General features: G+C 70.7%; 23 protein-coding genes. 21 read left to right on the plus strand and 2 right to left on the minus strand.

Annotated features, from left to right (window positions below):
* Positions 1-22: 22 nt before the first annotated feature.
* On the plus strand, positions 23-1,813 hold the full coding sequence (locus ACFFJC_RS07110) for an acyl-CoA dehydrogenase C-terminal domain-containing protein (protein WP_379486802.1): 1,791 nt from the start codon (positions 23-25) through the stop codon (positions 1,811-1,813).
* A gap of 64 nt (positions 1,814-1,877) precedes the next feature.
* On the opposite strand, the gene ACFFJC_RS07115 is transcribed toward ACFFJC_RS07110, so the two are convergent.
* Positions 1,878-2,930, minus strand: coding sequence for a Glu/Leu/Phe/Val dehydrogenase family protein (locus tag ACFFJC_RS07115; protein WP_379486803.1), 1,053 nt, complete (start codon positions 2,928-2,930; stop codon positions 1,878-1,880).
* 132 nt (positions 2,931-3,062) lie between these two features.
* Here ACFFJC_RS07115 and ACFFJC_RS07120 point away from each other — a divergent pair, with 132 nt between their 5' ends.
* The 6 genes from ACFFJC_RS07120 (at position 3,063) to ACFFJC_RS07145 (ending at position 9,933) form a co-directional block, all read left to right on the plus strand.
* Positions 3,063-3,524: an Lrp/AsnC family transcriptional regulator gene (locus tag ACFFJC_RS07120; RefSeq protein ID WP_379486804.1), complete on the plus strand. Its 462-nt coding sequence runs from the start codon at positions 3,063-3,065 to the stop codon at positions 3,522-3,524.
* Between the two features lie 66 nt (positions 3,525-3,590).
* Positions 3,591-4,910: an MFS transporter gene (locus ACFFJC_RS07125; protein WP_379486805.1), complete on the plus strand. Its 1,320-nt coding sequence runs from the start codon at positions 3,591-3,593 to the stop codon at positions 4,908-4,910.
* A gap of 191 nt (positions 4,911-5,101) precedes the next feature.
* Positions 5,102-5,749 (plus strand): aldehyde dehydrogenase iron-sulfur subunit PaoA, encoded by a 648-nt coding sequence (gene paoA, locus ACFFJC_RS07130; protein ID WP_379486806.1) that lies wholly within the window; start codon positions 5,102-5,104, stop codon positions 5,747-5,749.
* A complete protein-coding gene (locus tag ACFFJC_RS07135) occupies positions 5,746-6,699 on the plus strand; it encodes an FAD binding domain-containing protein (protein WP_379486807.1) in 954 nt (317 codons plus the stop codon). The genes paoA and ACFFJC_RS07135 overlap by 4 nt, the downstream gene beginning before the upstream one ends.
* Entirely contained in the window at positions 6,696-8,891 is a 2,196-nt protein-coding gene (gene paoC, locus ACFFJC_RS07140; protein ID WP_379486808.1) for an aldehyde oxidoreductase molybdenum-binding subunit PaoC, read from the plus strand. The genes ACFFJC_RS07135 and paoC overlap by 4 nt, the downstream gene beginning before the upstream one ends.
* Positions 8,892-9,024: 133 nt before the next feature.
* Positions 9,025-9,933, plus strand: a complete 909-nt coding sequence (locus ACFFJC_RS07145; protein ID WP_379486809.1) for a LysR family transcriptional regulator — start codon at positions 9,025-9,027, stop codon at positions 9,931-9,933.
* 27 nt (positions 9,934-9,960) lie between these two features.
* Here the strand turns inward: ACFFJC_RS07145 and ACFFJC_RS07150 are convergent, their stop codons facing one another.
* A complete protein-coding gene (locus tag ACFFJC_RS07150; protein ID WP_379486810.1) occupies positions 9,961-10,959 on the minus strand; it encodes an aldo/keto reductase in 999 nt (332 codons plus the stop codon).
* Positions 10,960-11,189: 230 nt separating this feature from the next.
* On the opposite strand from ACFFJC_RS07150, the gene fumC reads away from it, so the two are divergent.
* From fumC to xdhA, 14 genes are all read left to right on the plus strand, one after another.
* The gene (gene fumC / locus ACFFJC_RS07155; protein ID WP_379486811.1) at positions 11,190-12,572 is read left to right on the plus strand and encodes a class II fumarate hydratase; all 1,383 of its coding nucleotides are present in this window, start codon (positions 11,190-11,192) and stop codon (positions 12,570-12,572) included.
* A gap of 167 nt (positions 12,573-12,739) precedes the next feature.
* Positions 12,740-12,940, plus strand: coding sequence for a hypothetical protein (locus tag ACFFJC_RS07160; RefSeq protein ID WP_379486812.1), 201 nt, complete (start codon positions 12,740-12,742; stop codon positions 12,938-12,940).
* The gene (locus tag ACFFJC_RS07165) at positions 12,937-14,316 is read left to right on the plus strand and encodes an AtzE family amidohydrolase (protein ID WP_379486813.1); all 1,380 of its coding nucleotides are present in this window, start codon (positions 12,937-12,939) and stop codon (positions 14,314-14,316) included. Before ACFFJC_RS07160 ends, ACFFJC_RS07165 begins: the two co-directional genes overlap by 4 nt.
* 99 nt (positions 14,317-14,415) lie before the next feature.
* On the plus strand, positions 14,416-15,783 hold the full coding sequence (locus ACFFJC_RS07170) for an NCS2 family permease (protein WP_379486814.1): 1,368 nt from the start codon (positions 14,416-14,418) through the stop codon (positions 15,781-15,783).
* Positions 15,783-16,730, plus strand: a complete 948-nt coding sequence (locus ACFFJC_RS07175) for a 5'-methylthioadenosine/S-adenosylhomocysteine nucleosidase (protein ID WP_379487208.1) — start codon at positions 15,783-15,785, stop codon at positions 16,728-16,730. Before ACFFJC_RS07170 ends, ACFFJC_RS07175 begins: the two co-directional genes overlap by 1 nt.
* Before the next feature lie 4 nt (positions 16,731-16,734).
* Positions 16,735-18,312 (plus strand): gamma-glutamyltransferase family protein, encoded by a 1,578-nt coding sequence (locus ACFFJC_RS07180; RefSeq protein ID WP_379486815.1) that lies wholly within the window; start codon positions 16,735-16,737, stop codon positions 18,310-18,312.
* Entirely contained in the window at positions 18,309-19,556 is a 1,248-nt protein-coding gene (locus tag ACFFJC_RS07185; protein WP_379486816.1) for an allantoate amidohydrolase, read from the plus strand. Before ACFFJC_RS07180 ends, ACFFJC_RS07185 begins: the two co-directional genes overlap by 4 nt.
* Positions 19,546-20,805 (plus strand): (S)-ureidoglycine--glyoxylate transaminase, encoded by a 1,260-nt coding sequence (pucG, locus tag ACFFJC_RS07190; RefSeq protein WP_512700637.1) that lies wholly within the window; start codon positions 19,546-19,548, stop codon positions 20,803-20,805. The genes ACFFJC_RS07185 and pucG overlap by 11 nt, the downstream gene beginning before the upstream one ends.
* On the plus strand, positions 20,802-21,710 hold the full coding sequence (puuE, locus tag ACFFJC_RS07195) for an allantoinase PuuE (RefSeq protein ID WP_379486817.1): 909 nt from the start codon (positions 20,802-20,804) through the stop codon (positions 21,708-21,710). Before pucG ends, puuE begins: the two co-directional genes overlap by 4 nt.
* Positions 21,697-22,092, plus strand: a complete 396-nt coding sequence (gene hpxZ / locus ACFFJC_RS07200) for an oxalurate catabolism protein HpxZ (RefSeq protein WP_379486818.1) — start codon at positions 21,697-21,699, stop codon at positions 22,090-22,092. The genes puuE and hpxZ overlap by 14 nt, the downstream gene beginning before the upstream one ends.
* Positions 22,089-22,529, plus strand: a complete 441-nt coding sequence (uraD, locus tag ACFFJC_RS07205; protein WP_379486819.1) for a 2-oxo-4-hydroxy-4-carboxy-5-ureidoimidazoline decarboxylase — start codon at positions 22,089-22,091, stop codon at positions 22,527-22,529. Before hpxZ ends, uraD begins: the two co-directional genes overlap by 4 nt.
* A complete protein-coding gene (locus tag ACFFJC_RS07210; RefSeq protein ID WP_379486820.1) occupies positions 22,526-23,953 on the plus strand; it encodes an FAD/NAD(P)-binding protein in 1,428 nt (475 codons plus the stop codon). Before uraD ends, ACFFJC_RS07210 begins: the two co-directional genes overlap by 4 nt.
* Positions 23,950-24,279 carry a hydroxyisourate hydrolase gene (gene uraH, locus ACFFJC_RS07215; RefSeq protein WP_379486821.1) on the plus strand — a complete coding sequence of 110 codons (330 nt, stop codon included), beginning with the start codon at positions 23,950-23,952 and terminating at the stop codon, positions 24,277-24,279. Before ACFFJC_RS07210 ends, uraH begins: the two co-directional genes overlap by 4 nt.
* Position 24,280: 1 nt before the next feature.
* A complete protein-coding gene (xdhA, locus tag ACFFJC_RS07220; RefSeq protein ID WP_379486822.1) occupies positions 24,281-25,699 on the plus strand; it encodes a xanthine dehydrogenase small subunit in 1,419 nt (472 codons plus the stop codon).
* Positions 25,700-25,733 lie beyond the last annotated feature (34 nt).

Here is a 25,733-nt window from a genome sequence, read left to right on the forward strand (position 1 = left end):
GGGCCGCCCGAGGAGAGTGACAATGCAAGTCTATGAAGCGCCCCTGCGCGACATGCGGTTCGTGATCCACGAACTCCACCAGGACGACGGCTTCGGCAATCTCGAGGCGCTGGAGGAGTTCACCCCCGACCTCGTCGACGCCATCCTCGAGGAAGCGGGCAAGGTGGCGCAAGAAGTGCTGCTGCCGCTCAACCGCAGCGGCGACATCGAGGGCTGCACGCTGGAGAACGGCGTGGTGCGCACGCCCAAGGGCTTCAAGGAGGCCTACGACCTGTTCCGGGAGGGCGGCTGGTGCGCGCTGGCCTCCGACCCCGAGTGGGGCGGGCAGGGCCTGCCCGAGGCGGTGAACAAGATGACCGAGGAGATGATCTGCTCGGCCAACCTCTCGTTCAGCCTCTACCCGGGTCTCACCCACGGCGGCACCACCGCGATCGAGGCCTATGCCAGCGACGAGCTGAAGCAGTTCTACCTGCCGCGGATGGTCTCGGGCGAGTGGTCGGGCACGATGTGCCTCACCGAGCCGCACTGCGGCACCGATCTCGGCATGCTGCGCACCAAGGCGGTGCCGCAGGACGACGGCTCCTACAAGATCAGCGGCACCAAGATCTTCATCTCGGCGGGCGAGCATGACCTGACCGAGAACATCATCCATCTCGTCCTGGCACGCCTGCCGGATGCGCCCGAGGGCGTGAAGGGGATCAGCCTGTTCCTGGTGCCCAAGTACCTCCCCAAGGAGGACGGCACCCCCGGCCCCTCGAACGGCGTTTCCGTCGCGGCCATCGAGCACAAGATGGGGCTCAAGGCCTCCGCCACCTGCCAGCTCAACTTCGACGAGTCGGTCGGGTGGCTGGTCGGCAAGCCGCACAAGGGCATGGAGGCCATGTTCAAGATGATGAACACCGAGCGTGTCTCGGTGGGCATCCAGGGCCTGGGCATCGGCGAGGCGGCGTACCAGTCGGCGGTCTACTATGCGCGCGAGCGCCTGCAGGGTCGTTCGCTCTCGGGCGTGAAGAACCCCTCCGGTCCGGCCGATCCGATCATCGTCCACCCGGACGTGCGCCGCATGCTGATGACGATGCGCGCCTACAACGAAGGCTGCCGCGCGCTCGGCGCCTGGGTCAGCCGCGCGCTCGACGCCGAGAAGCACGCGACCGACCCCGCGGTGAAGCAGCGCGCCGAGGACTTCATCGCGCTGATGACCCCGGTGGTGAAGGCGCTGTTCACCGACCTCGGGCACGAGAGCGCCAACCTGGCGGTCCAGGTCTACGGCGGCCACGGCTACATCGCCGAGAGCGGCGTGGAGCAGTACGCCCGCGACGCCCGCATCGCGATGATCTACGAGGGCACCAACGGCATCCAGGCGCTCGACCTCGTAGGCCGCAAGATGCCCGCGCACATGGGCCGCTACCTGCGCAGCTTCTTCCACCCGGTCTCGCAGTTCATCGAGGCGAGCAAGGGGGACGAGCAGTTCCAGCCGATGATCGAGGCGCTGGAAAAGGCCTTCGGGGCGCTCCAGCTTTCGACCGCGACGATCGCGCAGAAGGGGATGAAAGACCCCGAGGAAGCCGGCGCCGCGGCAACCGACTACCTGCGCCTTACCGGCCTCGTAGCCATGGCTTATTGCTTCGCTAAGTCGGCGCTAATTGCACGCGACAGGCTCGCGGGCGGCACCGAGGAGGCGGGCTTCTACAAGGCCAAGCTGGCGACCGCGCAGTTCTACTTCGACCGCATCCTGCCCCAGGCGACCGCCGCTTTCCTGGCGATCAAGGCCGGCAAGCGCTCGATGATGGCGCTGGAAGACGCGGCGTTCTGACAGGGCGGGAGGAGGCGGCGGTGTCCGCCTCCTCCCGATTTGTCGTTGACAGACAGGCGGTTGCTCAGACGGGCACGACCTCGCGCCGCATCATCAGCTGCTCCGCCATGCGGTCTGCGACGACCGGCGGGGGCAGTCCGGCGCCGGCAGCCGCTTCCAGCACTTCGCGCGTGCGCGGCCCGATCTCCAGCACGCGCCCGCGCACCTCGCCCTCGCTCTCGCCGAGGTATTCCGCCGCGACATTGATGATCCCGCCCGCATTGACGACGTAGTCCGGCGCGTAGGCAATCCCGCGCTCCACCAGGAGTCCTGCGACCTCAGGTGCGGCGAGCTGGTTGTTGGCCGCGCCGCAGACGACGCCCGCCCTCAGTGCCGCCACCGTCGCCGCGTCGAGCGCACCGCCCAGCGCGCACGGGGCGAAGACCTCGGCCTCGACTGCGGCGATCGCATCGATGGGAACCACCGCGGCGCCGGTCTCCTCGGCGAGCCGGGCGCAGCGCAGCGGGTCGATGTCGGCGATGACGAGGCTCGCGCCGGCCTGATGGAGCAACCGGGCGAGGCCGGCGCCGACGTTGCCCACGCCGAGCACCGCCACGCGCATGCCTGAGAGCGGGCCGCCGTAGCGCACATCGACGGCCGCCTTCATCGCCTCGAACACGCCGAGCGCGGTCCAGGGCGAGGGATCGCCGCCCGCGAGCCCGGGCAGGGCGGTGCGCCCGGCGACGTGGCGGGTGTGGCGCGCCACGCATTCCATGTCGGAGACGCCGGTGCCCACGTCCTCGGCCGTGACGTAGCGGCCCTCGAGCTTCTCGACCACGCGGCCGAACGCCTCGAACAGCGCGCGCCGGTCGAAAGCGCCTGCCGGCTTGCGCAGCACCGCCTTGCCGCCGCCGAACGGCAGGCGCGCCATGGCGTTCTTGTAGCTCATCCCCTCGGCCAGCCGGAAGGCGTCGGCCATCGCGGCACCGGCATCGTCGTAGGTCCAGAGGCGGCAACCGCCGGCGGCCGGGCCGCGCGCCGTCGAGTGGATCGCGATGACGCCGTCGAGACCGGCGGCTTCGTCGGAGAGGCGGACATATTCCATCGGCGGCATCATGCGCCGGGTTTGGGCAACCATCGCGGGGCTCCTGGTGAGCGGGGTGATGCCGTGCATCTTCGCAGGACGGAAGAGGGATTTCTCTCCTCATTCGCGGGCCCGCGGCCTATTTCGCGCAAGACCTCACCTTCGATGCCGTGCTATACGGTGAGAATGACCGAGCTCGACCTGTATGAGAGAAAAATTCTTCGCGAGCTGCAGCGCGACGCGAATCAGACCACGGCGCAGATCGCCGAGCGCGTCGGCCTCTCAGCGTCGCCCTGCTGGAGGCGTATCGACCGGCTCGAGCGCGATGGCTTCATCAAGCGGCGCGTGGCCATCGTCGATCGCCACAAGGTCGGGCTCAACGCCCACGTCTTCGCCCAGGTCAAGCTGAACGCCCACGGCCGCGCCAACCTCGACGAGTTCGCAGCCAAGATCCGCGAGTACCCCGAAGTGCTCGACTGCTACGTGCTGATGGGCTCGGTCGACTTCATGATCCGCGTTGTGGCCGAGGACATCAACGCCTACGAGCGCTTCTTCTTCGAGAAGCTCTCGCAGCTTCCCGGCATCCAGGAAATCACCTCCACCGTGGCGCTGTCGGAGATCAAGGCCACCACCGCGCTTCCGATCTGACCGGCCGGCGCCTACGGCACTTGATCCGCAATGGCCCGCGGTCCAAGCCGAGCAAGGGGGAGCACGATGTCCGAAAGCCTGGTGATCCAGTCCACGCCCGCTGCGCCGCAGCTTACCGATGCGATGCGCCTGCGCGCGATCGTCGCCGGTTCGGCCGGCAATCTGATCGAATGGTACGACTTCTACGTCTACGCCTTCACCGCGCTCTACTTCTCCGCGGAGTTCTTCCCCGAAAGCGATCCGCTGGTCCAGGTCATGGCGACCAGCGGGATCTTCGCCGTGGGGTTCCTGATGCGGCCGATAGGGGGCTGGTTCTTCGGCCGCTATGCCGACCGCAACGGACGCCAGGCGGCGATGGTCGTCTCGGTGCTGATGATGGGGGCGGGGGCGCTGCTCATCGCGGTGCTGCCCACGTATGCGCGGATCGGCGCGGCGGCGCCGGCGCTGCTCCTCGCCGGACGCATGCTGCAGGGCTTCTCCACGGGCGGGCAGTACGGCACCGCGGCCACGTACCTGAGCGAGATAGCGGGACCGCGGCGGCGCGGCTTCTGGTCCTCCTTCCAGTACGTCACCCTGATCGGCGGCCAGCTCTGTGCGACGCTGGTGATCCTCCTGCTGCAGCAGGTCCTCGGCGAGGCGGGCATGCGCGCCTGGGGCTGGCGCATCGCCTTCCTGATCGGTGCCGTCGCGGCGGGGGCCATCGTTCTCCTGCGCGACCACATGCACGAGACCGCCGGGCCGGCGGACCGCTCGGCGGCGGAGGCCGGCAGCCTGGTCGCGCTGTTCCGCCACTCGACCCGCCCGTTCCTCGTCGTCGCGGCGCTGACCGCCGGCGGCAGCCTGATGTTCTACTCCTTCACCACCTACATGCAGAAGTTCCTGGTGCTGACCGTGGGCATGACCAAGGAAGCGGCGACGCTGCTGATGACGCTGGCGCTCGTCCTGTTCATGATCCAGCAGCCGCTCATGGGCTTGCTGTCGGACCGGATCGGCCGGCGCAGCAACATGATCCTGTTCGCAGGTGCGGGGATGCTCTGCACGGTCCCGCTGTTCAGCGCACTGGCGGCCGCACGCACGCCGCAGGCAGCGTTCGTGCTGGTGGTGGCGGGGCTGACGATATGCAGCTTCTACACCTCGGTCAGCGGCCTGTTCAAGGCGGAGTTGTTCCCGGTCCACGTCCGCGCGTTGGGCGTGGGGTTGGCCTATGGCGTGGCGAACGCCCTGTTCGGCGGGACCGCGGAAAACGTGGCGCTCGGCTTCAAGCAGGCGGGGATCGAGCACGCATTCTACTGGTACGTCACCGCGCTCTGCCTGGTCTCGCTGATCGCGGCTCTCCTGCTGCCCGACACCCGCCGCGACAATCCCCTCGATCGCACGGCGCCCTGACCCTTCGATATCCGATGATGCATAATATGGGCCCCGACGTTGAACTGTGCTCAACGCACCGTGCAATGGGGCGGAGTGGCGCGGCGCAACTATCGCGGGCACAATGTGTTGAACGGCACATAGGGCTGCGCCAGGCAAGGGGCGTATCCGGCCGTGGCTTTGCCGCGTCCCGCCCAGACAAGGACATCACCATGACGGAAGGATACGGAGCGATCTCCCGGCGCGACGTTCTCAAGACCAGTGCGGCGGGTGCAGCCGTCGCTGGCTCGCTCGGACCCGGGGGCGCCGCCCTCGCGCAGCCCGATCCTGCAACGCCGCCCAGGGCCGCGGTGCGCTTCAAGGTCAACGGCGCCGAGCGCCGTCTCGAGCTCGATACCCGCACCACGCTGCTCGATGCCTTGCGCGAGCACCTGCGGCTCACCGGCACCAAGAAGGGCTGCGACCACGGGCAGTGCGGCGCCTGCACCGTCATTGTCGATGGCCGGCGCATCAACTCGTGCCTGTCGCTCGCCGTCATGCACGAAGGCGATGAGATCACCACCATCGAGGGTCTCGGAAACCCGGAGAACCTGCACCCGATGCAGGCCGCCTTCGTCGAGCACGACGGCTACCAGTGCGGCTACTGCACGCCGGGTCAGATCTGCTCCGCGGTCGCGGTGCTGGAAGAGATCCGCGCCGGCATTCCCAGCCACGTGACCGAGGACATCGGCCGCCCTTCGCCGATGACCACGACCGAGATGCGCGAGCGCATGAGCGGCAACATCTGCCGCTGCGGCGCCTACTCGAACATTGCCGAGGCCATGGCGCAGGTCGCCGGTATCGGGGGAGAGAAGGCATGAGGCCCTTCACCTACGAGCGCGCGGCCAGCGCCCAGGACGCCGCCGCCAAGGCCGCCGCGACGCCGGGCGCCAAGTTCATCGCCGGCGGCACCAACCTCCTCGACCTGATGAAGCTGGAGATCGAGACGCCGACGCACCTGATCGACGTCAACGGCCTCGGCATGGACAGGATCGAGGAGATCGACGGCGGCGGGCTGCGCATCGGGGCCTTGGTGCGCAACACCGACCTCGCTGCCGACAAGCGCGTGCGCAAGGATTACGGCGTCCTGACCCGCGCGCTGGTGGCGGGCGCCTCGGGCCAGTTGCGGAACAAGGCGACCACCGCGGGCAACCTGCTCCAGCGTACCCGCTGCCCCTATTTCTACGACGTCAACATGCCCTGCAACAAGCGCAAGCCCGGTTCGGGCTGCGCCGCGCTGGGCGGCTTCTCGCGCCAGCTCGCCGTGATCGGCAGCAGCGAGGCGTGCATCGCCACGCATCCCAGCGACATGGCGGTCGCGATGCGCGTGCTCGACGCTTCGGTGGAGACGATCCGCCCGGACGGCACCACCCGCGCCATTCCGATCGCCGACTTCCACCGCCTGCCCGGAGACACGCCGCACATCGAGACGGTGCTGGAGAAGGGTGAGATGATCATCTCGGTCGCGCTGCCCCGGCCGCGCGGCGGCACGCACATCTACCGCAAGGTCCGCGACCGCGCCTCCTACGCCTTCGCGCTGGTCTCGGTCGCGGCGGTGATCGGGCGCGACGGCAAGGGCGCCGTGGCGCTGGGCGGCGTTGCGCACAAGCCGTGGCGGGTGGAGGAGGCCGACGCGCTCCTGCCGCAGGGTGCGAAGGCCGTGGCCGACCGCCTCTTCGCCGGGGCTGCCCCGCGCGAGGACAACGCGTTCAAGCTGGCCCTCGGCCAGCGCACCATCGCATCGGTCATCGCGGAGGCCAAGGCATCATGAAGTTCGACACGCCCGCAGGGACCAACCCGATCGACCGCATGACCGTGGTCGGCAAGCCCACGCCCCGCATCGACGGCCCGCTCAAGGTCAGCGGCAAGGCGCCTTACGCCTACGAGCACCATGACGTGCCCGGCGACCACGCCTACGGCTACATCCTCGGCTCGGCCGTGGCCAAGGGCACGATCCGCTCGATCAACACGGCCCGTGCCGAGCGCGCGCCCGGCGTGCTGGCGGTCGTCACCCACCGCAATGCGGGCAAGCTCGGCAAGGGGCGCATGAACACCGCGCACCTCCTCGCCGGGCCGCAGGTGGAACATTACCACCAGGCTGTCGCCGTGGTCGTCGCGGAGAGCTTCGAGCAGGCCCGCGCCGCCGCCGCCCTGATCGACGTCGATTATGCCCGCGATGGCGGGCGGTTCGATCTGGCCGCCGCCAAGCCCGGCGCGGCCGATGGCACCGGCTCTGACGCGCCGAGCGGGGTGGGCGACTTCGCGAGTGCCTTCGCCGCCGCGCCGGTCCAGCTGGACGAGACGTACACCACGCCCGACCAGAGCCACATGATGATGGAGCCGCACGCGACCATCGCGCGGTGGGAAGGCGACCGGCTCACCGTCTGGACCTCGAACCAGATGGTCAACTGGGGGCTCAAGGACCTCGCCACGACGCTGCAGATGCCGGCGGAGAAGGTACGCCTGATCTCGCCCTACATCGGTGGCGGCTTCGGCGGAAAGCTGTTCCTCCGGGCCGACGTGCTCATGGCCGCGCTCAGCGCGCGCGCGGCGAAGCGGCCGGTCAAGGTGGCGCTGCAGCGGCCGCTGATGCCGAACAACACCACCCATCGCCCCGCCACCATCCAGCGCATCCGCATCGGCTGCACGCCGGACGGCAAGATCGCCGCGATCGGGCACGAGAGCTGGTCGGGCGACCTCGAGGGCGGCGAGGCGGAAGCCGCCACGCAGCAGACCAAGCTGCTCTATGCCGGTCCCAACCGCATGACCGCGCTGCGGCTTGCGGTGCTGGACCTGCCGGAAGGCAACGCCATGCGCGCGCCCGGCGAGGCGCCCGGCCTCATGGCCCTCGAAATCGCGATCGACGAGATGGCGGAGAAGCTGCGGATGGACCCGGTCGCGTTCCGGGTGCTCAACGATACGCAAGTCGATCCGGAGAAGCCCGAGCGTCCGTTCTCGGAGCGCAACCTCGTGCGGTGTCTCCAGGACGGCGCGGAACGCTTCGGCTGGAGCCGGCGCAAGGCGCCCGGCCAGGTGCGCGAAGGACGTTGGCTGGTCGGCATGGGCGTGGCGGCGGCGTTCCGCAACAACATCAACCAGAAGTCGGGGGCGCGGGTGCGGCTGAGCCCCGCAGGCGGCGTCGTGGTCGAGACCGACATGACCGACATCGGCACCGGCACCTACACCATCGTCGCCCAGACCGCGGCTGAGATGCTGGGCGTGCCCTTGGCCAAGGTCGAGGTCCGGCTGGGCGATTCCGCGTTCCCCGTTTCGGCCGGCTCGGGCGGCCAGTGGGGTGCCAACAGCTCCACCGCGGGCGTCTACGCCGCCTGCGTCAAGCTGCGCGAGCAGATCGTCCAGAAGCTGGGCTTCGGCCCCGGCGACGCGGTGTTCGAGAACGGCCACGTCCAGGTCGGCAACCGCAGCGCCGACATCGCCGATGCCGCGCGCGGCGGCGAACTCGTCGCCGAGGACACCATGGAGTACGGTGACCTCGCCAAGCGGTTCCAGCAGTCCACCTTCGGCGCCCACTTCGTCGAGGCGGCCGTCGATCGGTACACCGGCGAGGCGCGGGTGCGCCGCATGCTCGCGGTCTGCGCCGCCGGCCGCATCCTCAATCCGACTTCGGCGCGCAGCCAGGTGATCGGGGCGATGACGATGGGCGTGGGCGGCGCGCTGATGGAGGAACTCGCGATCGACAAGCGCTTCGGCTTCTTCGTCAACCACGACCTCGCCGGCTATGAGGTGCCCGTGCACATGGACATTCCCCACCAGGAGGTCGTGTTCCTCGACGAGGCGGACGACAAGGTGTCCCCGATGAAGGCCAAGGGCGTGGGCGAGCTGGGCCTGTGCGGCGTGGGCGCGGCCGTCGCGAACGCGGTCTACAACGCCACCGGCATCCGCGTGCGCGAGTATCCGATCACGCTCGACAAGTATCTGGACCGCCTGGGCGAGGTGGCCTGACCGCCTTTCCGGGAGGACGACACCCGCGTCTGCGCTGCGCTGCGCCAGTCCTTCCGCCGCGGCGGGAGGAACTGGCGCAGCGCCCCTCCGCGCAGTACAAGCGGTCGCTCACCTCTCGGGGACACGCGCAACCATGCCCTTCAGGCGGTCGGACCTTGCCGACCTCAGCTACTTCCTCGCGATCGCGCGGCACCGCAACTTCCGCAAGGCAGCCACCGAGCTGGGCGTCAGCGCCTCGGCCCTCAGCCATTCGCTGCGCGGGCTGGAGGAGCGCCTCAAGGTGCGGCTGGTCAACCGCACCAATCGGTCGGTCACGCTGACCGCGGCGGGGGAGGACCTGCACGGCGCTATTCGCGACCCCTTCGCGGCGATCCACGAAGCCGAGGACATGCTCAACCTTCACCGCGACGCGCCGGCCGGGCGCGTGCGGATCAACGTCCCCGACGAGGCGGCGATGCGGCTCCTGGTGCCGGTGCTGCCGGAGTTCGTCGCCCGCTATCCCGACGTGGAGCTCGACGTCTGCGTCGACAATGCGCTCGTCGACGTGATCGACGCGGGGTTCGATGCCGGCATCCGCTTCGGCGGCACGGTGCCCGAGGACATGATCGCGCAGCGCCTCTCTGCCGACTTCCGCTGGGTCGTCGCGGGCGCGCCCGACTACTTTGAGCGCCATGGCGAGCCGCTGCATCCGACCGACCTGATGCATCACCAGTGCATTCGCCTGCGGCTGGGCACCGGGCGCATGTACAACTGGGAGTTCGAGCGCGGCGAGGAGGCGCTGGCGCTGGCCGTGCCCGGCGCCATTACCGTGGACAACGGCAGCACGGCGAGCGCGCTGGCGCTGCGCGGGCTGGGCGTGATGTACACGTCCGAAGGAGCGGTCGCCGCGATGGTGGAGCAGGGTCGGCTGCGGGTGGTGCTGTCGGACTGGGCTTCCCCGGGCCCCGGCTACTTCATCTATTATTCCAGCCGGCGGCAGGTGCCGCGCGGGCTCCAGCTGCTGGTGGACCTGATCCGGGAACTGCGCCCGCTCGGGCTGTAGGATGAAGCCTACCAAGCCAGGCGTGCGTCAAGCGGGCGTGGCGAAGTCCTCGGTGTCGATGGTGCCGCGCATGACCTCCGGGTAGCGGTGGCCGCTCACCGTCTCCTGGTTGAGCAGCGCTCCCGCGCGTTCGAGCAGGGCAGGGGACGCCGCCAGCGTCGCCGCCGCGTGGTTCTGGTCGAAATGGGCGATGGAGCGGGTTCCCGGGATGGCATGGACATGCGCCCCGCGCGAAAGCACCCAGGCGAGAGCCAGCTGGGCGGTGGTCATTCCCGCCTCCGCCGCCAGCGCGCCGAGCGCCTCGATCCTCGCGCGGTTGCGCACCCAGTTCTCGCCCTGGAAGCGGGGCATGCCGCGGCGCAGGTCGCCCTCGGCCAGCGTGGCGACATCGCGCAGCTCGCCGCCCAGCGCGCCGCGGCCCACCGGCGAGAAGGCGACGAGGGCGATGCCGAGTTCGCGCGTGGCCTCCAGAACGCCCAGCTCGACGTTGCGCGTCCACAGCGAGTATTCGGTCTGCACCGCCGCCACGGGGTGGACCTCATGGGCTTCGCGGATATGGGCGCAGGACCACTCGGACACGCCATAGGCGCCGATCTTGCCGGCCTCGATGGCGCGCACCATGGCGCCGACCGAGTCCGCGATCGGCACCTTCGGGTCGAAGCGGTGCATGTAGAACAGGTCGATGTGATCGGTGCCGAGCCGCCGAAGGCTTCCCTCCAGCGACGCGGTGATCGCCTCGGGGCTGCAGTCGATCCCGCGGCGCGGACCGTCGACGAGGATGCCGGTCTTGGTCGCCAGCAGGAACGCGCCGCGGCGGTCGCCGATCGCTTCGCCGACGATCTCCTCACTGATGCCGTTGCCGTAGATGTTGGCGGTGTCGAAATGATCGCACCCGCTGTCGAGCGCATGACGAAGCAGCCTCACCGCATCCTCGCGCGAGGGCGCGTCGCCATAGGCCCAGGCCACGTTCATGCAGCCCAGGCCGACGGGAGCCACCGGGCGCCCTGCGAGAATGCGTGTGGTCATCAGCTCCAGCCGTCCTGTTCCGCGCGATGGTGCCAGGGGGTTCGCCGATGACGCGGTGGCAGTCAAGCACCATGCCTGGGCGATATCGGCCCCTGATTGCCAGGCGGGCAGGTCGATGAAAGAGCTTCGCGAATATGTGCGACTAAGTCGCAATAGCGGTGGATTTCGTGTCCGCCGCGCCTATGTATGCTGCGACGGGCGAAGGCTCGAGCGAAGGAGGTCACGCGCTTATGGATACCCGCCGCGAATCCGACAGCATCGGTGAGATCGACGTCCCTGTGGGGGCCTACTGGGGTGCCCAGACGCAGCGCAGCATCGAGAACTTCCCGTTCGGCGCAAGCGAGCGGATGCCGATCGCGATCGTCCACGCCCTGGCGCTCGTCAAGCAGGCGGCGGCGCGGGTCAACCGCCGGCACGGGCTCGACGCGAAGATCGCGGACGCCATCGACGCGGCCGCTTCGGAGATCGTGGCGGGCCAGCTCGACGACCAGTTCCCCCTGGTCATCTGGCAGACCGGCAGCGGCACCCAGACCAACATGAACCTCAACGAGGTGATCGCGGGCCGCGCCAATGAGATCCTCACCGGCAAGCGCGGCGGCAAGAGCCCGGTCCACCCCAACGACCACGTCAACATGGGCCAGTCCTCCAACGACAGCTTCCCGACGGCGCTGCACGTGGCGGCGGCGCGTGCGGTGACGGACAGCCTGCTGCCCGCCCTCGACCACCTCTTCGCCGCCATCGACGTCAAAGCGAAAGCCTGGGGCGATATCGTCAAGATCGGCCGGACGCACCTGCAGGATGCCACTCCGGTCACGCTGGGACAGGAGTTCTCGGGCTATGCCCAGCAGCTCAAGCTCGCGCGCGCGCGCATCGTGCCGGCGGGGAGCGAGGGCGTGACCGCGCTGGCGCAGGGCGGTACGGCGGTGGGCACGGGCCTCAATGCCGCGCCCGGGTTCGACGTCGACGTGGCGGACGAGCTTTCTCGTCTCACCGGGCTGGCGTTCCGCCCGGCGGAGAACAAGTTCGAGGCGCTCGCCTCCAACGATCCGCTGGTCCACCTCTCCTCCACGCTCGCCACGCTGGCGGTGGCGCTGACCAAGATCGCCAACGACATCCGCTGGTTGGGCTCGGGCCCGCGCTCGGGGCTGGGCGAACTGGACCTGCCGGCCAACGAGCCGGGCAGCTCGATCATGCCGGGAAAGGTCAATCCCACCCAGTGCGAGATGCTGACGATGGTCTCGGCACAGGTCATCGGCAATCACCAGGCGGCGACCGTCGGCGGGCTGCAGGGCGCGTTCGAGCTCAACGTGTTCAAGCCGCTGATCGGCGCCGCGGTGATCCGCTCGATCGACCTGCTCTCGGTCGGCATGGTCAGCTTCGCCGAGCGTTGCGTCGACGGGATCGAGCCCAACCGCGCGCGCATCACCGAGCTGCTGGAGCGCTCGCTGATGCTGGTGACCGCGCTGGCGCCCGAGATCGGCTACGACAACGCGGCCAAGATCGCCAAGCACGCGCATGCCGAGGGGCAGACGCTGAAGCAGGCCGCGCTCGAGCTGGGGCTGGTGGACGAAGCCACGTTCGACCGTGTGGTGCGGCCGGAGACCATGGTCTGAGCTGAAGCGGCCGGCTTGCCACGGTCTCGGCACGGCTGGCCGCGTCTCACCCGCTCGAATTCCTGCAACGATCCGTTCCGATCATTGCGTTTGCTAGACAGGGGGTGAGCGGGCAGGAAAGACGCGTTACACCGCTTCCTTCCCACGCGCCCAACGATCGTGAGACCATGGCCGAGATTCCCGCTGCGGCGCTGCCCGAGGCTCCGGGTGCCGCAGTTCCCCTGAGTGCCGACGCGATCGCCGCCGCAGCGTCGGCGCGAGGGCTGACGATCTCGCCGGAATGCGAGCCCGGCGTGGCGGCGAACCTCGCCCTGCTGGCGCGCCATGCCCGCGTGATGCGCGGCCAGCCCACGGAAACGCAGGCATGATGGGCGTCCGCGAATGGGCCGCGGCAGTCCGCGAAGGCCGCGTAAGCGCGCGGGCTCTGGTGGAAGAGGCGCTCTGCGCGCTGGTGCAGGCCGACCGCACGCTTGTCGCCGTCACCCGCGTGCTGCACGACCGCGCGCGCGTCGAGGCCGAGGCCGTCGACGCCCTGGTCGCCGCCGGGCGCGATCCGGGGCCGCTCGCGGGGGTGCCCTACGGCGTCAAGGACCTGTTCGACCTGGCGGGCCTGCCCACCACCGCCGGCTCCGCGCTGCGTGCCGGGGCTGCGCCGGCGGTCCGCGATGCCGAGGCGGTGGCGCGGCTGAAGGCAGCCGGCGCGGTGGTCGTGGCGACGCTCAACATGGACGAGTTCGCCTATGGGTTCGCCACCATCAACGCGACCTACGGCACCACGCGCAATCCCCACGATCCCACGCGCCTCGCCGGGGGCTCCTCGGGCGGTTCCGCAGCGGTGGTCGCCGCCGGGCTGCTGCCCTTTGCGCTGGGCTCGGACACCAACGGCTCGATCCGCGTGCCGGCCAGCCTGACTGGCACCTACGGCCTCAAGCCCAGCCACGGCGACTTGCCAATGGACGGCGTGTTTCCCTTCGCTGAGAGCTTCGATGACATCGGCCCGTTCACGCGTTCGGTCGAGGACATGGCGCTGGTCTGGCAAGTGCTCGCTGGGCGCGAGGCGCTGTCGTCGCTCCCGGCGTTCCGCGTGGGCCGCCTCGGCGGCCGCTTCCGCGAGAATGCCGAGCCCGAGCAGATTGCCGCCATCGACGCGCTCGCCCCCGAGGCGCCGCTGGTCGAACTGCCCGAGATCGCCCGCGCCCGCTCGGCCGCGTTCCTCGTCACCGCGTTCGAAGGCGGCGCGCTCCACCGGGCGGCGCTGACCACCGATGCGCTCGCCTTCGACCCGCAGGTGCGCGATCGCCTGCTGGCAGGCGCGCTGCTGCCCGAAGGCCTCTATGCCGAGGCGCAGGCGTTCCGCGCCGAGTACCGCGCTCACATCGAGGCACTGCTGGCCGACTACGACGTGCTGCTCGCGCCCGCCACGCCGACCGTGGCGCCGGCCATCGCCGACCCGCGGATCGTCATCGACGGCGCGCTGTCGCCGGCCCGTGCGGATCTCGGCATCCATACCCAGCCGATCAGCTTCACCGGATTGCCGGCGCTGGCGGTGCCGCTGCGGCGCCCGGGACGACTGCCGCTGGGGCTCCAACTGGTCGGCGCTCCCGGCCGGGAGGCAGACCTGTTCGCCTTTGGCGCAAGGCTGGAGGCGGCGGGTGTCACCGGCTTCACCGCACCCGAAGCGAGCGCTGCCGCCGGGGACGGGTGCGCAGCTCCCTACGCTGCCGCGGCGGCGGGGCAGGGATGATGGGCGGGGATGACGGGCAGGGATGACGAGCACGACAGGGACGCTGCGGGGGCGGCGGCCATCAAGCAGGTCGCACCGCGCGACGATGGGGGTTGAAGAGTGACGCAGACGCAGACGATCCCCGAGGGAGCCGAGGCGCCGCCCTCGGGCGCGCTCGACCGCTACTTCGCGCTGACCGCGCGCGGCACCACCGCGCGCACGGAAGTGCTGGCGGGAGTGACGACGTTCCTGACGATGGCCTACATCGTGCTGGTCAACCCGGCCATCCTGGGCAGCGCGGGAATGCCCGTGGCCTCGGTGGCGGCGGCGACCTGCTTTGCGGCGGCCTTCGCCTCGATCCTGATGGGCGTCGTCGCCAACACGCCGCTGGCCCTGGCGCCGGGCATGGGGCTCAACGCCTACTTCAGCTTCACCGTGGTGCAGCAGATGGGCGTGCCCTGGCCGGTGGCGCTCGGCTGCGTGTTCATCTCCGGCATCGCCTTTCTGGTGCTGACGCTGACCGGGGTGCGCCAGCTCATCGTCAACTCGATCCCGCCGTACCTCTTCGCGGCCGTGGCGGGAGGCATCGGCCTGTTCATCGGCTTCATCGGCTTCAAGGACGCGGGCATCATCGTCGCCAACCCCGCCACCTTCGTCGCGCTGGGCGACCTCAAGGCGCCGGGGGCGGCGCTGGCGCTCTTCGGGCTGGTGGTGATCGGCGCGATGAGCGTGTGGAACGTGCGCGGGGCGATGCTGGTCGGCATCGTCGCAACCACGGTGGTGGGCTGGATCGCCGGCATGGTCTCGATCAGCCCCGAGCCCTACTCGCTCGCCGCGCTCACCGGGACCGCGTTCAAGCTCGACCTCGGCGGCGTGTTCGGGCTTTCGGGCAGCCATGGGCTGGGCCTGCTGGAAATCCTGTTCGTGTTCCTCTTCGTCGACCTGTTCGACAACATCGGCACGCTCGTCGCCGTCACCAAGCGCGCCGGGCTGATGGACGCGGCCGGGCGCATTCCGCGCCTCAACCGCATCCTCATCACCGACGCCACCGCCACTATCGTCGGCTCGATGGCGGGCACCAGCACGGTCACCAGCTACGTCGAGAGCGCGGCGGGCGTGCAGGCGGGCGGGCGGACCGGTCTCACGGCCGTGGTCACCGGCTTGCTGTTCCTAGCGATGATGTTCGTCGCGCCTTATGCGCAGGTGATCCCGCTTGCGGCGACCGCGCCGGCGCTCATCATCGTCGGCGGCCTCATGCTGCTGCCGCTCACGGAGGTGGAGTGGGAGGACCCGCTCTCGGCGATCCCCGCGTTCCTCACCGTGGCGATGATCCCGCTGACCTTCTCCATCGCCAACGGCCTCGCCTTCGGCATCACCGCCCACGCCGCGCTCAAGATCGTGCGCGGGACCGTCCGCAAGGCGGACTGGTTCCTGCTGGTCCTGGCGCTGCTCTTCGTCGCCCGCTTCGTCTGGATGGGAGCCGCATGATGCGCAGGAATACCGTTTCCCCGGCTCTGGCTCTGGCCCTGGCTCTCCCGCTCGCCCTGGCCGCCGTGCCGGCGGAGGCCAAGCGGCTCGACGAGACCGCGCGGACCGTGGTGATGACTGCGTTCCAGCCCGAATGGGACGCGCTGCTGCCTGCCGTCCAGAAGCCGCGCGCGTACAAGGTCAACGGCCTCACCTTCGTCACCGGGCGTCTTGAAGGCAAGCCGGTGGTGCTGATGCAGAGCGGCGTGTCGATGGTGAACGCGGCGATGAACACGCAGCTCGTGCTGGACCGCTTCAAGGTCAAGCGCATCGTGTTCTCCGGCATCGCCGGCGGCGTCGATCCCGCGCTGTCGATCGGCGACGTGATCGTCGCGCAGGACTGGGCGCAGTACCTGGAGGTCTCGTTCGCGCGCCGGACCGACACGGGCTGGGCACCGCCCGAGCCGGTCGACAGCCAGGCGCCGAAGAACTGGGGCATGATGTTCCCGCGCGGCGTGCGCGTGGGCAACGCGGGCGAGGCGATGCGCCGCCACTACACGCTCCCGGTCGACCCTGGCCTGGTGGAGATCGCGCGGCGGATTACGCCGCAGGTCTCGCTCAAGCGCTGCATCGGGAGCGAGGCGCAGGCGGCCGACAGCGCGCGCTGCCTGCCCCACGAGCCGAAGATCGTTGTCGGCGGCACCGGGGTCAGCGCCGGCGTCTTCGCCGACAACGCCGAGTTCCGCGAATACCTGCAGCAGGCCTGGAACGCGCGCGTGCTCGACATGGAAAGCGCGGCGGTGGCGCAGGTGGCCTATGCCAACGCGGTGCCGGCGATCGTCTTCCGCAGCCTCTCCGACCTGGCCGGCGGCGACAGCGGGGAGAACCAGATGAACACCTTCATGGCGCTCGCCTCGGTGAACTCGGCCGAAGTCGTGCGCGCCTTCGTCGCCGCGCTGCCGGATTGAGCCGATGAGGACGGTCACGGCCGCGAACGGCATCGTCAGCGCACCGCATTTCCTGGCAGCGCGCGCGGGGCGCGACGTGCTGGCGGACGGGGGCTCGGCGGTGGAGGCCTGCGTCGCGGTGGCGGCAGCGCTCGCCGTGGTCTACCCGCACATGACCGGCGTCGGCGGCGACGGGTTCTGGGTCATCCGCGAGCCGGACGGACGCGTCCATGCCATCCACGGCTGCGGCGGCGCGGCCGCGGCAGCGGACCTTTCGCTCTACGCCGGCCTCGATGCGGTGCCCACGCGCGGGCCGCTGGCGGCGAACACGGTCGCGGGCACGATCTCGGGCTGGGCCGCGGCGCTGGAAGGGGAGGGCTGCGCGCTGCCGCTCGGTCGCCTGCTGCGCGATGCCATCGAATATGCCGAGGCCGGGGTGCCGGTCACCGCCGGCGGCGCCGCCATCGCCGCCGCCAAGGGCCCCGAGCTGCGCGGCCAGCCCGGAGCCTACGCGGCGATCTTCGAGCCCGACGGGCGGCCGCTGGTCGCGGGCGACAGGCTGCGCCAGCCGCTGCTGGGAGAGACGCTGCGCACGCTCGCCACCGATGGCCTCGACGGCTTCTACCGGGGCGAGCTGTCGCGCCTGGTCGCACAGGATCTCGCCGCGCTGGGAAGCCCGGTCTCGGCGGCGGACCTCGCGGCCCATGCCGCCACCCGCCCCGATCCGTTGCACACGGTGATCGGCGGCGCGGCGCTCTACAACGCGGCCCCGCCGACGCAGGGCTTCGCCTCGCTGCTGATCCTGGCGCTGTTCGATCGGCTGGCCGCCACCGTTCCCGACGGTTTCGATCATGTCCACGGGCTGGTCGAGGCGACCAAGCAGGCCTTCCTCCTGCGCGACGTCCACGTGGGGGACCCGGCACATACCGACTTCGACTTCCAGGGGCTGCTCTCCGACCCCGCGGCGCTCGACGCGCTGGCGGCGCGGATCGACCCGGCCCATGCGCTGCCCTGGCCCCAGCCGCCGCAGTGGGGTGACACCTGCTGGTTCGGCGCTGCGGATAGTGAGGGTCGGGTGGTCAGCTGCATCCAGTCCACCTACTTCGAGTTCGGGTCCGGCCTGGTCCTGCCACAGACCGGGATCACCTGGCAGAACCGGGGCAGCTCCTTCCGCCTCGCGACGGAGGGCTGGAACGCGCTCAAGCCCGGCCGCAAGCCGTTCCACACGCTCAACCCCGCGCTGGCGGTGTTCGGCGACGGGCGCGTGATGGCCTACGGCACCATGGGCGGCGAGGGGCAGCCGCAGACCCAGGCGGCGCTGTTCACCCGCTACGCGCGCTTCGGCACCGAGCTGCAGGATGCGATCAGCGCCCCGCGCTGGCTGCTCGGGCGCACCTGGGGCGAACAGTCGACCACGCTCAAGCTGGAGGACGGCTTCGAGGAGGCACTCTATGCGCAACTCGCCGCGGCAGGCCACGATGTCGAGCGCGTCGGCCCGCTCACCGCGACGATGGGCCATGCCGGCGCCCTGGTGCGCCTGGCGGACGGGACGTTCGAGGGCGCCAGCGATCCGCGCAGCGACGGCGAGGCGGCGGGATGGTGAGCCTGACGGACCTCCCCCCCGGCGGTGCCCGCGCCGTGGCGCGCTGCGATGCGCTGGCGGTGGCGCCTTTTTCCGACATGCAAGGCGGCCTGTTCCGCGCCTATCTGACCCCCGCCTACGCCGCCGCGCAGGAGGTCGTCGCCGGGTGGATGGAGCGGGCGGGCATGCAGGTGCGGCGGGACACGGCCGCCAACCTGGTGGGGCGCTACGAAGGCGCGCTGGGCCACGCGCCGGCGCTGGTGATCGGCAGCCACCTCGATTCGGTGCGCGACGGCGGCGCCTACGACGGACCGCTCGGCATCATGCTGGGCATCGAAGCGATCGCTGCCCTGAACGCGCAGGGCCGCCGCCTGCCGTTCCCGATCGAAGTCTATGCCTTCGGCGACGAGGAGGGATCGCGCTTTCCGGCCGCGATGCTGACCAGCCGCGCGGTGGCCGGCACGCTCGACGCCGCCGCGCTCGACATCGCCGATGCCGCGGGCGTCACCTTGGCCGAGGCGCTGGCGTCGACGCGCGACTACCTCGCCGCCGCCCGGGCGCCGGGGGCCACGCTGGCCTATCTCGAAGCGCATATCGAGCAGGGGCCGGTGCTCGAGGCGGAGGGGTTGGCGGTGGGCACCGTCACCGGGATCGCCGCGCAACGACGCTACGCCGTTACCGTCGGAGGCATGGCGGGCCACGCGGGGACCACCGCGATGCGCCTGCGCCGCGATCCGCTTGCCGGCGCGGCGGCGATGGTGCTGGCTGTGGAGCAGGTCGCCCGCGGGGACGACTCCGACGTCGTCGCCACGGTGGGGATGATCGAGGCGCGGCCGGGTGCGCCCAACGTCATCCCCGGCGAGGTGCGCTTCACCATCGACGTGCGCTCCGGCGCGGAAGACCGGCGCGACCGGGCCGCGAAGGCGATTCTCGCGCGCATCGTGGAAATCGCGGATGCGCGCGGCCTCGACTGCGCGGTGGAGCGGATCCACGATCTGGCCGCGAGCCCGTGCGATCCCGCGCTCATGGACATGATGGACGCGGCGCTCGCCGCGGCCGGGCAGCCGGTGCGACGGCTGGTCTCGGGCGCGGGGCACGATGCCATGAACATGGCCGCGCTGTGCCCCACGGCCATGCTGTTCATCCGCTGCAGGGATGGCATCAGCCACAATCCGGCCGAGCACGTGGACGCTGCCGACGCGGAGATCGCGCTGCGGGTGATGCTCGGCTTCGTCGAACGCCTGGGAGAATCCTGTGCCTCTTGATCCGCTGCTCTTCGGGGAGATCGACCCGCCCCAGCGCCTGCTGATGGGGCCGGGCCCGATCAACGCGCACCCCCGCGTGCTGCGCGCGATGAGCGCGGACCTGCTCGGGCAGTTCGATCCCGAGATGACCGGGTACATGAACCAGGTGATGGCGCTGTATCGCCCGATCTTCGGGACGCAGAACCGCTGGACGATGCTGGTTGACGGCACCGCGCGCGCCGGGATCGAGGCGGCGCTGGTCAGCCTGGTGGCACCGGGCGAGGTGGTGCTGGTGGTGAACTTCGGCCGCTTCGGGCTGCTGCTCGCCGAGATCCTGCAGCGCATCGGCGCGGTGATCGAGACGGTGGACGCGCCCTGGGGCGAGGTGGTCCCGCTGGACCGCATCGAGGCCGCCATCGCCCGCGTGCGCCCACGCCTCGTGGCCACCATCCACGGCGACACCTCGACCACGATGGCGCAGCCGCTGGAGGGGCTGGGCGACCTGTGCCGGGCGGTCGGCGCGCTGTCCTACGTCGATGCCACCGCCACGATCGGGGGGATGGAGCTGGCGTGCGACCGCTGGGGCGTGGACGTGGTGACGGGGGGGCTGCAGAAGTGCCTGGGCGGGCCTTCGGGCTCGGCACCGATCACGATCTCGGACCGCGCGGCGGAGCACATCGGCCGTCGTCGCCACGTGGAGCGCGGCATCCGCGGCGAAGGCATGGTCGACGGGCAGGGGCCGCGGATCGGCTCCAACTACTTCGACCTCGCCATGATTATGGACTACTGGTCCGAGAAGCGCCTGAACCACCACACCGAGGCGACGAGCATGCTCTACGCCGCGCGCGAATGCGCCCGCATTGCGCTGGGGGAGGGGCTGGCGGCGCGCTACGCCCGCCATGCCGCGGCCGGTCGGGCGATGACCGCGGGCCTGCGCGCCATGGGCCTGACGGTCTTCGGCGACGATGCCCACCGCATGACCAACGTCACCGCCGTCCACATCCCCGCCGGCGTCGACGGCGAAGCGGTGCGCACGGCCATGCGCGCGATGTTCGAGATCGAGATCGGCACCGCCTTCGGGCCGCTGCAGGGCAAGGTCTGGCGACTGGGCGCAATGGGCTACAACGCCATGCGCCACAAGGTGCTGCTCACGCTCGCCGCGCTGGAGGCTTGCCTGCGGATGCAGGGCTTCGCGCTTCCGCTGGGAGAGGCGGTGCCGGCGGCGATCGCGGCATGGGGGCCCGAACAGGTGCAGGAGGCGCGCCCGTGACGGCGCGCGACCTCGTCGGCTACGGCCGCACTCCGCCCGATCCGCAGTGGCCGGACGGCGCGCGGATCGCCGTGCAGTTCGTCGTCAACTACGAGGAGGGCGCCGAGAACTGCGTCCTCAACGGCGACGAGCGATCCGAGGCGTTCCTTTCCGAGATGGTGGGCGCGGCCAGCCATCCCGACCGCGCCATGGCGATGGAAAGCCTCTACGAGTACGGCAGCCGTGCCGGCTTCTGGCGGCTCCACCGCCTGTTCACCGCGCGCGGCCTTCCGGTCACCGTGTTCGGGGTGGCGAAGGCCCTGGAAATGAACCCCGAGGCCGTTGCGGCGATGCGCGAGGCGGACTGGGAGATCGCCAGCCATGGCCTGCGCTGGATCGACTACCAGTACGTTCCCGAGGAGGTCGAGCGCGCCCATGTCGCGGAGGCCGTGGCGCTGCACCGGCGCCTGACCGGGGAGAGGCCGCTCGGCTGGTACCAGGGCCGCACCTCGCCCAACACGGCGCGGCTGGTGGCCGAGGAGGGCGGCTTCCTCTACGACGCCGACAGCTATGCCGACGACCTGCCCTACTGGGATACGCGGCACGGGCGGGCGCAGCTGGTGGTGCCCTATAGCCTCGACGTCAACGACATGAAGATCGTCGCGCTCAACGGCTTCACCGAGGGCGAGCAGTTCTTCCGCCACATGCGCGACACCTTCGACCAGCTGCGCGAGGAAGGCGGACGAATGATGTCGGTGGGCCTCCATGCCCGCATTGCCGGCAAGCCGGGCCGGGCGCGCTGGCTGGCGCGGTTCCTCGACCATGTGATCGAGAGCGGCGAGGCCTGGGTCGCGCGCCGCATCGACATCGCCCGCCACTGGATGGCGGTCCATCCCACCCAGGGAGGCGCGCATGCGGATCAATGACCCGGTGCTGCTGGCCGAGGTGACGCACGCCTTCCATGCCTACGAGACGGCGCTGATGGCCGACGACATCGCGGCGATGGACGCATTGTTCCACGATGCGCCCACCACCAACCGCTACGGCGTGGGCGAGGTGCTCTATGGGATCGAGGAGATCCGCGCCTTCCGCAAGGGTCGCGGCGGGTCCCCGCAGCGCCGGCTGGGACGCGTGGCGATCACCGTCTACGGCGCCAGCTTCGCCACCGCGGACGCGGAGTTCTTCCGCGAGGGTTCCGGCCCCGAAGCCGGTGGCCGACGCGGTCGCCAGACACAATCGTGGGTCCGCTTCGAGGACGGCTGGAAGGTCGTCTCCGCCCATGTCAGCCTTGAGGGGAGCACGTCGTGACCGCGCTGTTCGAACACAGCCCCTGGGTGGAGGCGCGCGCCGACGCGCGGCCGTCCAGCGGCGACCGCCACGCCGACCTCATGGCGGTGATGTACGACGCCGCGCCGGGGGAACAGCTTGCGCTCATCCAGGCGCACCCGGAGCTGGCCGGGAAGGCGGCGATCGACCGCACGCTGACCGCGGCGAGCGCGAGCGAGCAGGCCAGCGCCGGCCTCGACCGCCTGACGCCCGACGAGTTCGACCGCTTTCACGCGCTGAACGCCGCCTACCGCGAGCGCTTCGGCTTTCCTTTCATCATCTGCGTGCGCCTCACCGACAAGGCTGGTATCCTGGCCGCCATGGAACGCCGCCTCGGCAACGCGCGCGAGGCGGAGATCGCGACGGCGCTGGAGCAGATCGGCGAGATCGTGCGCCTGCGCCTCGAGGACCGGGCATGAGCGACAGGATCGGCCTTCCCGCACTGGAAGCGCGGCTCGCGCGCGAGCTCGAGCTGATCGGCTTCTATCGCCCCGCGTGGGTTCGTCCGCGCACCGTCGACGGCATGGAGGTGCTCGACGTCGCCGTGATCGGCGGCGGCCAGTGCGGCCTCTCCGCCGCGCTCGGCCTGCGGCGCGAAGGGGTGACCAACGTCCAGGTGTTCGACGAGAACGCGGCCGGCAGCGAGGGGCCCTGGGAGACCTACGCGCGGATGGTCACCCTGCGCACGCCCAAGCACCTCAACCCCATCGACTTCGGCGTGCCCTCGCTCACCTTCCGCGCCTGGTGGGAAGCGCAGCACGGCGCCGCCGGCTGGGACGCGCTCGACAAGATCGCGCGCGGCGACTGGATGGCGTACTTGCGCTGGTACCGCCGCGTGCTCGACCTGCCGGTGGAGAACGGCGCGAAGCTGCTGCGGATCGAGCCCCGGCCCGAGCTCGGCCTCCACCGCCTGCACTTCGCGGGACGGGCAACCGTATGGACGCGCAAGGTGGTGCTCGCCACCGGCATCCAGGGCGGGGGCGAGTGGTTCACCCCCGCGATGGTGCGCGACAACCTGCCGCGCCGCCTCTGGGCCCACACCAGCGAGCCGATCGACTTCTCCGCGCTGCACGGCAAGCGCATCGGCGTGCTCGGCGGCGGCGCCTCGGCCTTCGACAATGCGAATTTCGCGCTGTCGCAGGGCGTCGCCGCAGCCGAAGTGTTCATGCGCCGCCGCGCGCTGCCGCGGGTGAACCCGATCCGCTTCATGGAGCGCGTGGGCTTCACCGCCCGCTACCCCGCGCTCGACGATGCCACCAAGTACGCGGCGATGGAGGCCTTCCTCGGCCACAACCAGCCGCCCACCAACGACACCTTCGAGCGCGCGGCCGCCTGGCCCGGATTCGCGCTCCACCTCGGCGCGCCGTGGCTCGACGTGGCCGAGCATGACGGCCGCGTGCGGGTGACGACGCCGCAGGGGCTGCACGACTTCGACTTCGTGGTGGTCTCCACCGGCCTGGTGAGCGACCCTGGCTTACGCCCCGAGCTGTGCGACCTTGCCCATCTCGTCGCCCGGTGGGGCGATCGGGTCACTCCCGAGGGGCCGCGCAACCCCCTCATCGACGCGCACCCCTACCTCGGCCCCGCCTTCGAGTTCCTGCCGCGCACGGGGATGGATGGCGCGCCGCTGCACGGGCTGTTCGCCTTCAACTATTCCGCGCTGGTCAGCCTGGGCCTTTCCGCTTCGGCGCTCTCGGGCCTGCACAACGCACTGCCCCGGCTGGCGAGGGGCGTGGCCGACCAGCTCTTTCTCGACGACAAGGACGCACTGGTGGCCGATTTCCTCGCCTACGACGAGCACGAGTTCCTGGGCGAATGGCCGAAGCAGGAGCGGGCCGCATGACCACGCTGTCGACCCACGTCCTCGACACCGCCCACGGCTGCCCCGCGGCCGGGGTGAAGATCCGCCTGTTCGACGCCGCCGATGCCTGGTTGTTCGAAGGCTTCACCAACGGCGACGGGCGCTGCCCCGCGCTGCCCGAACTCCGGGGCGGGACGTACCGCATCGACTTCTTCGTGGCCGACTATTTCCGCAGCAAGGGCGTGACGCTGCCCGACCCGCCGTTCCTCGACGTGGTCCCGATCGCGTTCGGCACCGGGCGCGAGGGCCATTACCACGTGCCGTTGCTGGTCTCGCCCTACGGCTACTCGACCTACCGGGGAAGCTGACTTGGGCGTCCGCTTCCTCCTCGACGGGCAACGGGTGGACCTGCCCGAAGTCGACCCCACCGCCACGCTGCTCGACCACTTGCGCTACACGCTGCGCCGCACCGGCACCAAGGAGGGCTGCGCGGAAGGGGACTGCGGCGCCTGCACGGTGCTGGTCGGCGCACTGGAAGGCGAGGCGGTTGCGTGGCGGGCGGTGAATGCGTGCATCCAGTTCCTGCCGATGGTGAACGGCAAGGCGCTGATGACGGTGGAGAGCCTCAAGGACGCCGGCGGTGCGCTCTGCCCGGTGCAGGAGGTCATGGCCGCCAACGGAAGCTCGCAATGCGGGTTCTGCACGCCGGGCTTCGTCATGTCGCTCCACGGCCGGTCGATCGGCGCGAGGGGCTGCGACCTGCCGGTGGCGGACGTGATCGCCGGCAATCTGTGCCGCTGCACCGGCTACGGTCCGATCCTGGAAGCGGGCGAGGGCCTGGCCCCGGCCGCGCGGGACGAGGCGGCGGTGATCGCAGGTCTCCAGGCCATCGCCGGCGAGGGCGCCTCGGGCACATGGCAGGGTCGCCGCTGGTTCTCGCCGCGCACCGCGCAGGAGCTCGCCGCGCTGCTGGCCGAGCACCCCGAGGCAAGGCTCGTCGCCGGAGCGACCGACGTGGGCCTGTGGGTGACCAAGGGCCTGCGGGACCTCGGCGCGGTGATCTTCATCGCCGACATCGCCGATCTCGCGCGGATCGAGGAGGGCGAGGCGGCGCTGACGCTCGGCGCCGCGGTGCGCTATGCCGATGCGCATGCGGCGATGGCGCGGCTGCACCCGGAGCTTGGCGAGCTGGTGCGGCGCATCGGCGGGCTGCAGGTGCGCAATGCGGCAACGGTCGGCGGCAACATCGCCAACGGCTCGCCCATCGGCGACGGCCCCCCCGCGCTCATCGCGCTGGGCGCCGAGCTGACGCTGCGCAGCATCGACGGGCGCCGGACGATGCCGCTGGAAGACTACTTCCTCGCCTACGGCCGGCAGGACCGGCGGGCCGGCGAGTTCGTCGAATCCATTCGCATCCCGCGCCCCGCGGCCGGGGCGGTGGTCCACATCGCCAAGCTCTCGCGGCGGTTCGACAGCGATATCTCGGCGGTCTGCGGCGCTTTCGCGCTGACCATTGCCCAGGGCACCATCACCGCCGCGCGCGTCGCCTTCGGCGGCATGGCGGCGACGCCGAAGCGCGCCGCGGCGTGCGAGGCGGCGCTGGTCGGCCGGCGCTTCGACGAGGCCACGCTGGCCGCCGCCGCCGAGGCGCTGAAGTCCGACTTCGCCCCGCTCTCCGACGTGCGCGGCAGCGCCGCCTACCGGCTGGAGGCCGCCGCCAACCTCCTGCGCCGCCTGTGGCTGCGCGAACAGGGCACCGCGATCTCGGTGCTGGAGGTGGAGGCATGATCGCGTCCCCTGGCCCGCGCGGGCGCGGCGCCGG

Origin of the sequence: Novosphingobium soli, assembly GCF_042432915.1 — a bacterium.
GTDB classification, from domain to species: domain Bacteria; phylum Pseudomonadota; class Alphaproteobacteria; order Sphingomonadales; family Sphingomonadaceae; genus Novosphingobium; species Novosphingobium soli.

Coding starts and splice junctions, on each gene's coding strand:
- ACFFJC_RS07110 (WP_379486802.1), top strand. CDS start 23: ATGCAAGTCTATGAAGCGCCCCTGCGCGACATGCGGTTCGTGATCCAC.
- ACFFJC_RS07115 (WP_379486803.1), bottom strand. CDS start 2,930: ATGGTTGCCCAAACCCGGCGCATGATGCCGCCGATGGAATATGTCCGC.
- ACFFJC_RS07120 (WP_379486804.1), top strand. CDS start 3,063: ATGACCGAGCTCGACCTGTATGAGAGAAAAATTCTTCGCGAGCTGCAG.
- ACFFJC_RS07125 (WP_379486805.1), top strand. CDS start 3,591: ATGTCCGAAAGCCTGGTGATCCAGTCCACGCCCGCTGCGCCGCAGCTT.
- paoA (WP_379486806.1), top strand. CDS start 5,102: ATGACGGAAGGATACGGAGCGATCTCCCGGCGCGACGTTCTCAAGACC.
- ACFFJC_RS07135 (WP_379486807.1), top strand. CDS start 5,746: ATGAGGCCCTTCACCTACGAGCGCGCGGCCAGCGCCCAGGACGCCGCC.
- paoC (WP_379486808.1), top strand. CDS start 6,696: ATGAAGTTCGACACGCCCGCAGGGACCAACCCGATCGACCGCATGACC.
- ACFFJC_RS07145 (WP_379486809.1), top strand. CDS start 9,025: ATGCCCTTCAGGCGGTCGGACCTTGCCGACCTCAGCTACTTCCTCGCG.
- ACFFJC_RS07150 (WP_379486810.1), bottom strand. CDS start 10,959: ATGACCACACGCATTCTCGCAGGGCGCCCGGTGGCTCCCGTCGGCCTG.
- fumC (WP_379486811.1), top strand. CDS start 11,190: ATGGATACCCGCCGCGAATCCGACAGCATCGGTGAGATCGACGTCCCT.
- ACFFJC_RS07160 (WP_379486812.1), top strand. CDS start 12,740: ATGGCCGAGATTCCCGCTGCGGCGCTGCCCGAGGCTCCGGGTGCCGCA.
- ACFFJC_RS07165 (WP_379486813.1), top strand. CDS start 12,937: ATGATGGGCGTCCGCGAATGGGCCGCGGCAGTCCGCGAAGGCCGCGTA.
- ACFFJC_RS07175 (WP_379487208.1), top strand. CDS start 15,783: ATGCGCAGGAATACCGTTTCCCCGGCTCTGGCTCTGGCCCTGGCTCTC.
- ACFFJC_RS07180 (WP_379486815.1), top strand. CDS start 16,735: ATGAGGACGGTCACGGCCGCGAACGGCATCGTCAGCGCACCGCATTTC.
- hpxZ (WP_379486818.1), top strand. CDS start 21,697: ATGCGGATCAATGACCCGGTGCTGCTGGCCGAGGTGACGCACGCCTTC.
- ACFFJC_RS07210 (WP_379486820.1), top strand. CDS start 22,526: ATGAGCGACAGGATCGGCCTTCCCGCACTGGAAGCGCGGCTCGCGCGC.
- uraH (WP_379486821.1), top strand. CDS start 23,950: ATGACCACGCTGTCGACCCACGTCCTCGACACCGCCCACGGCTGCCCC.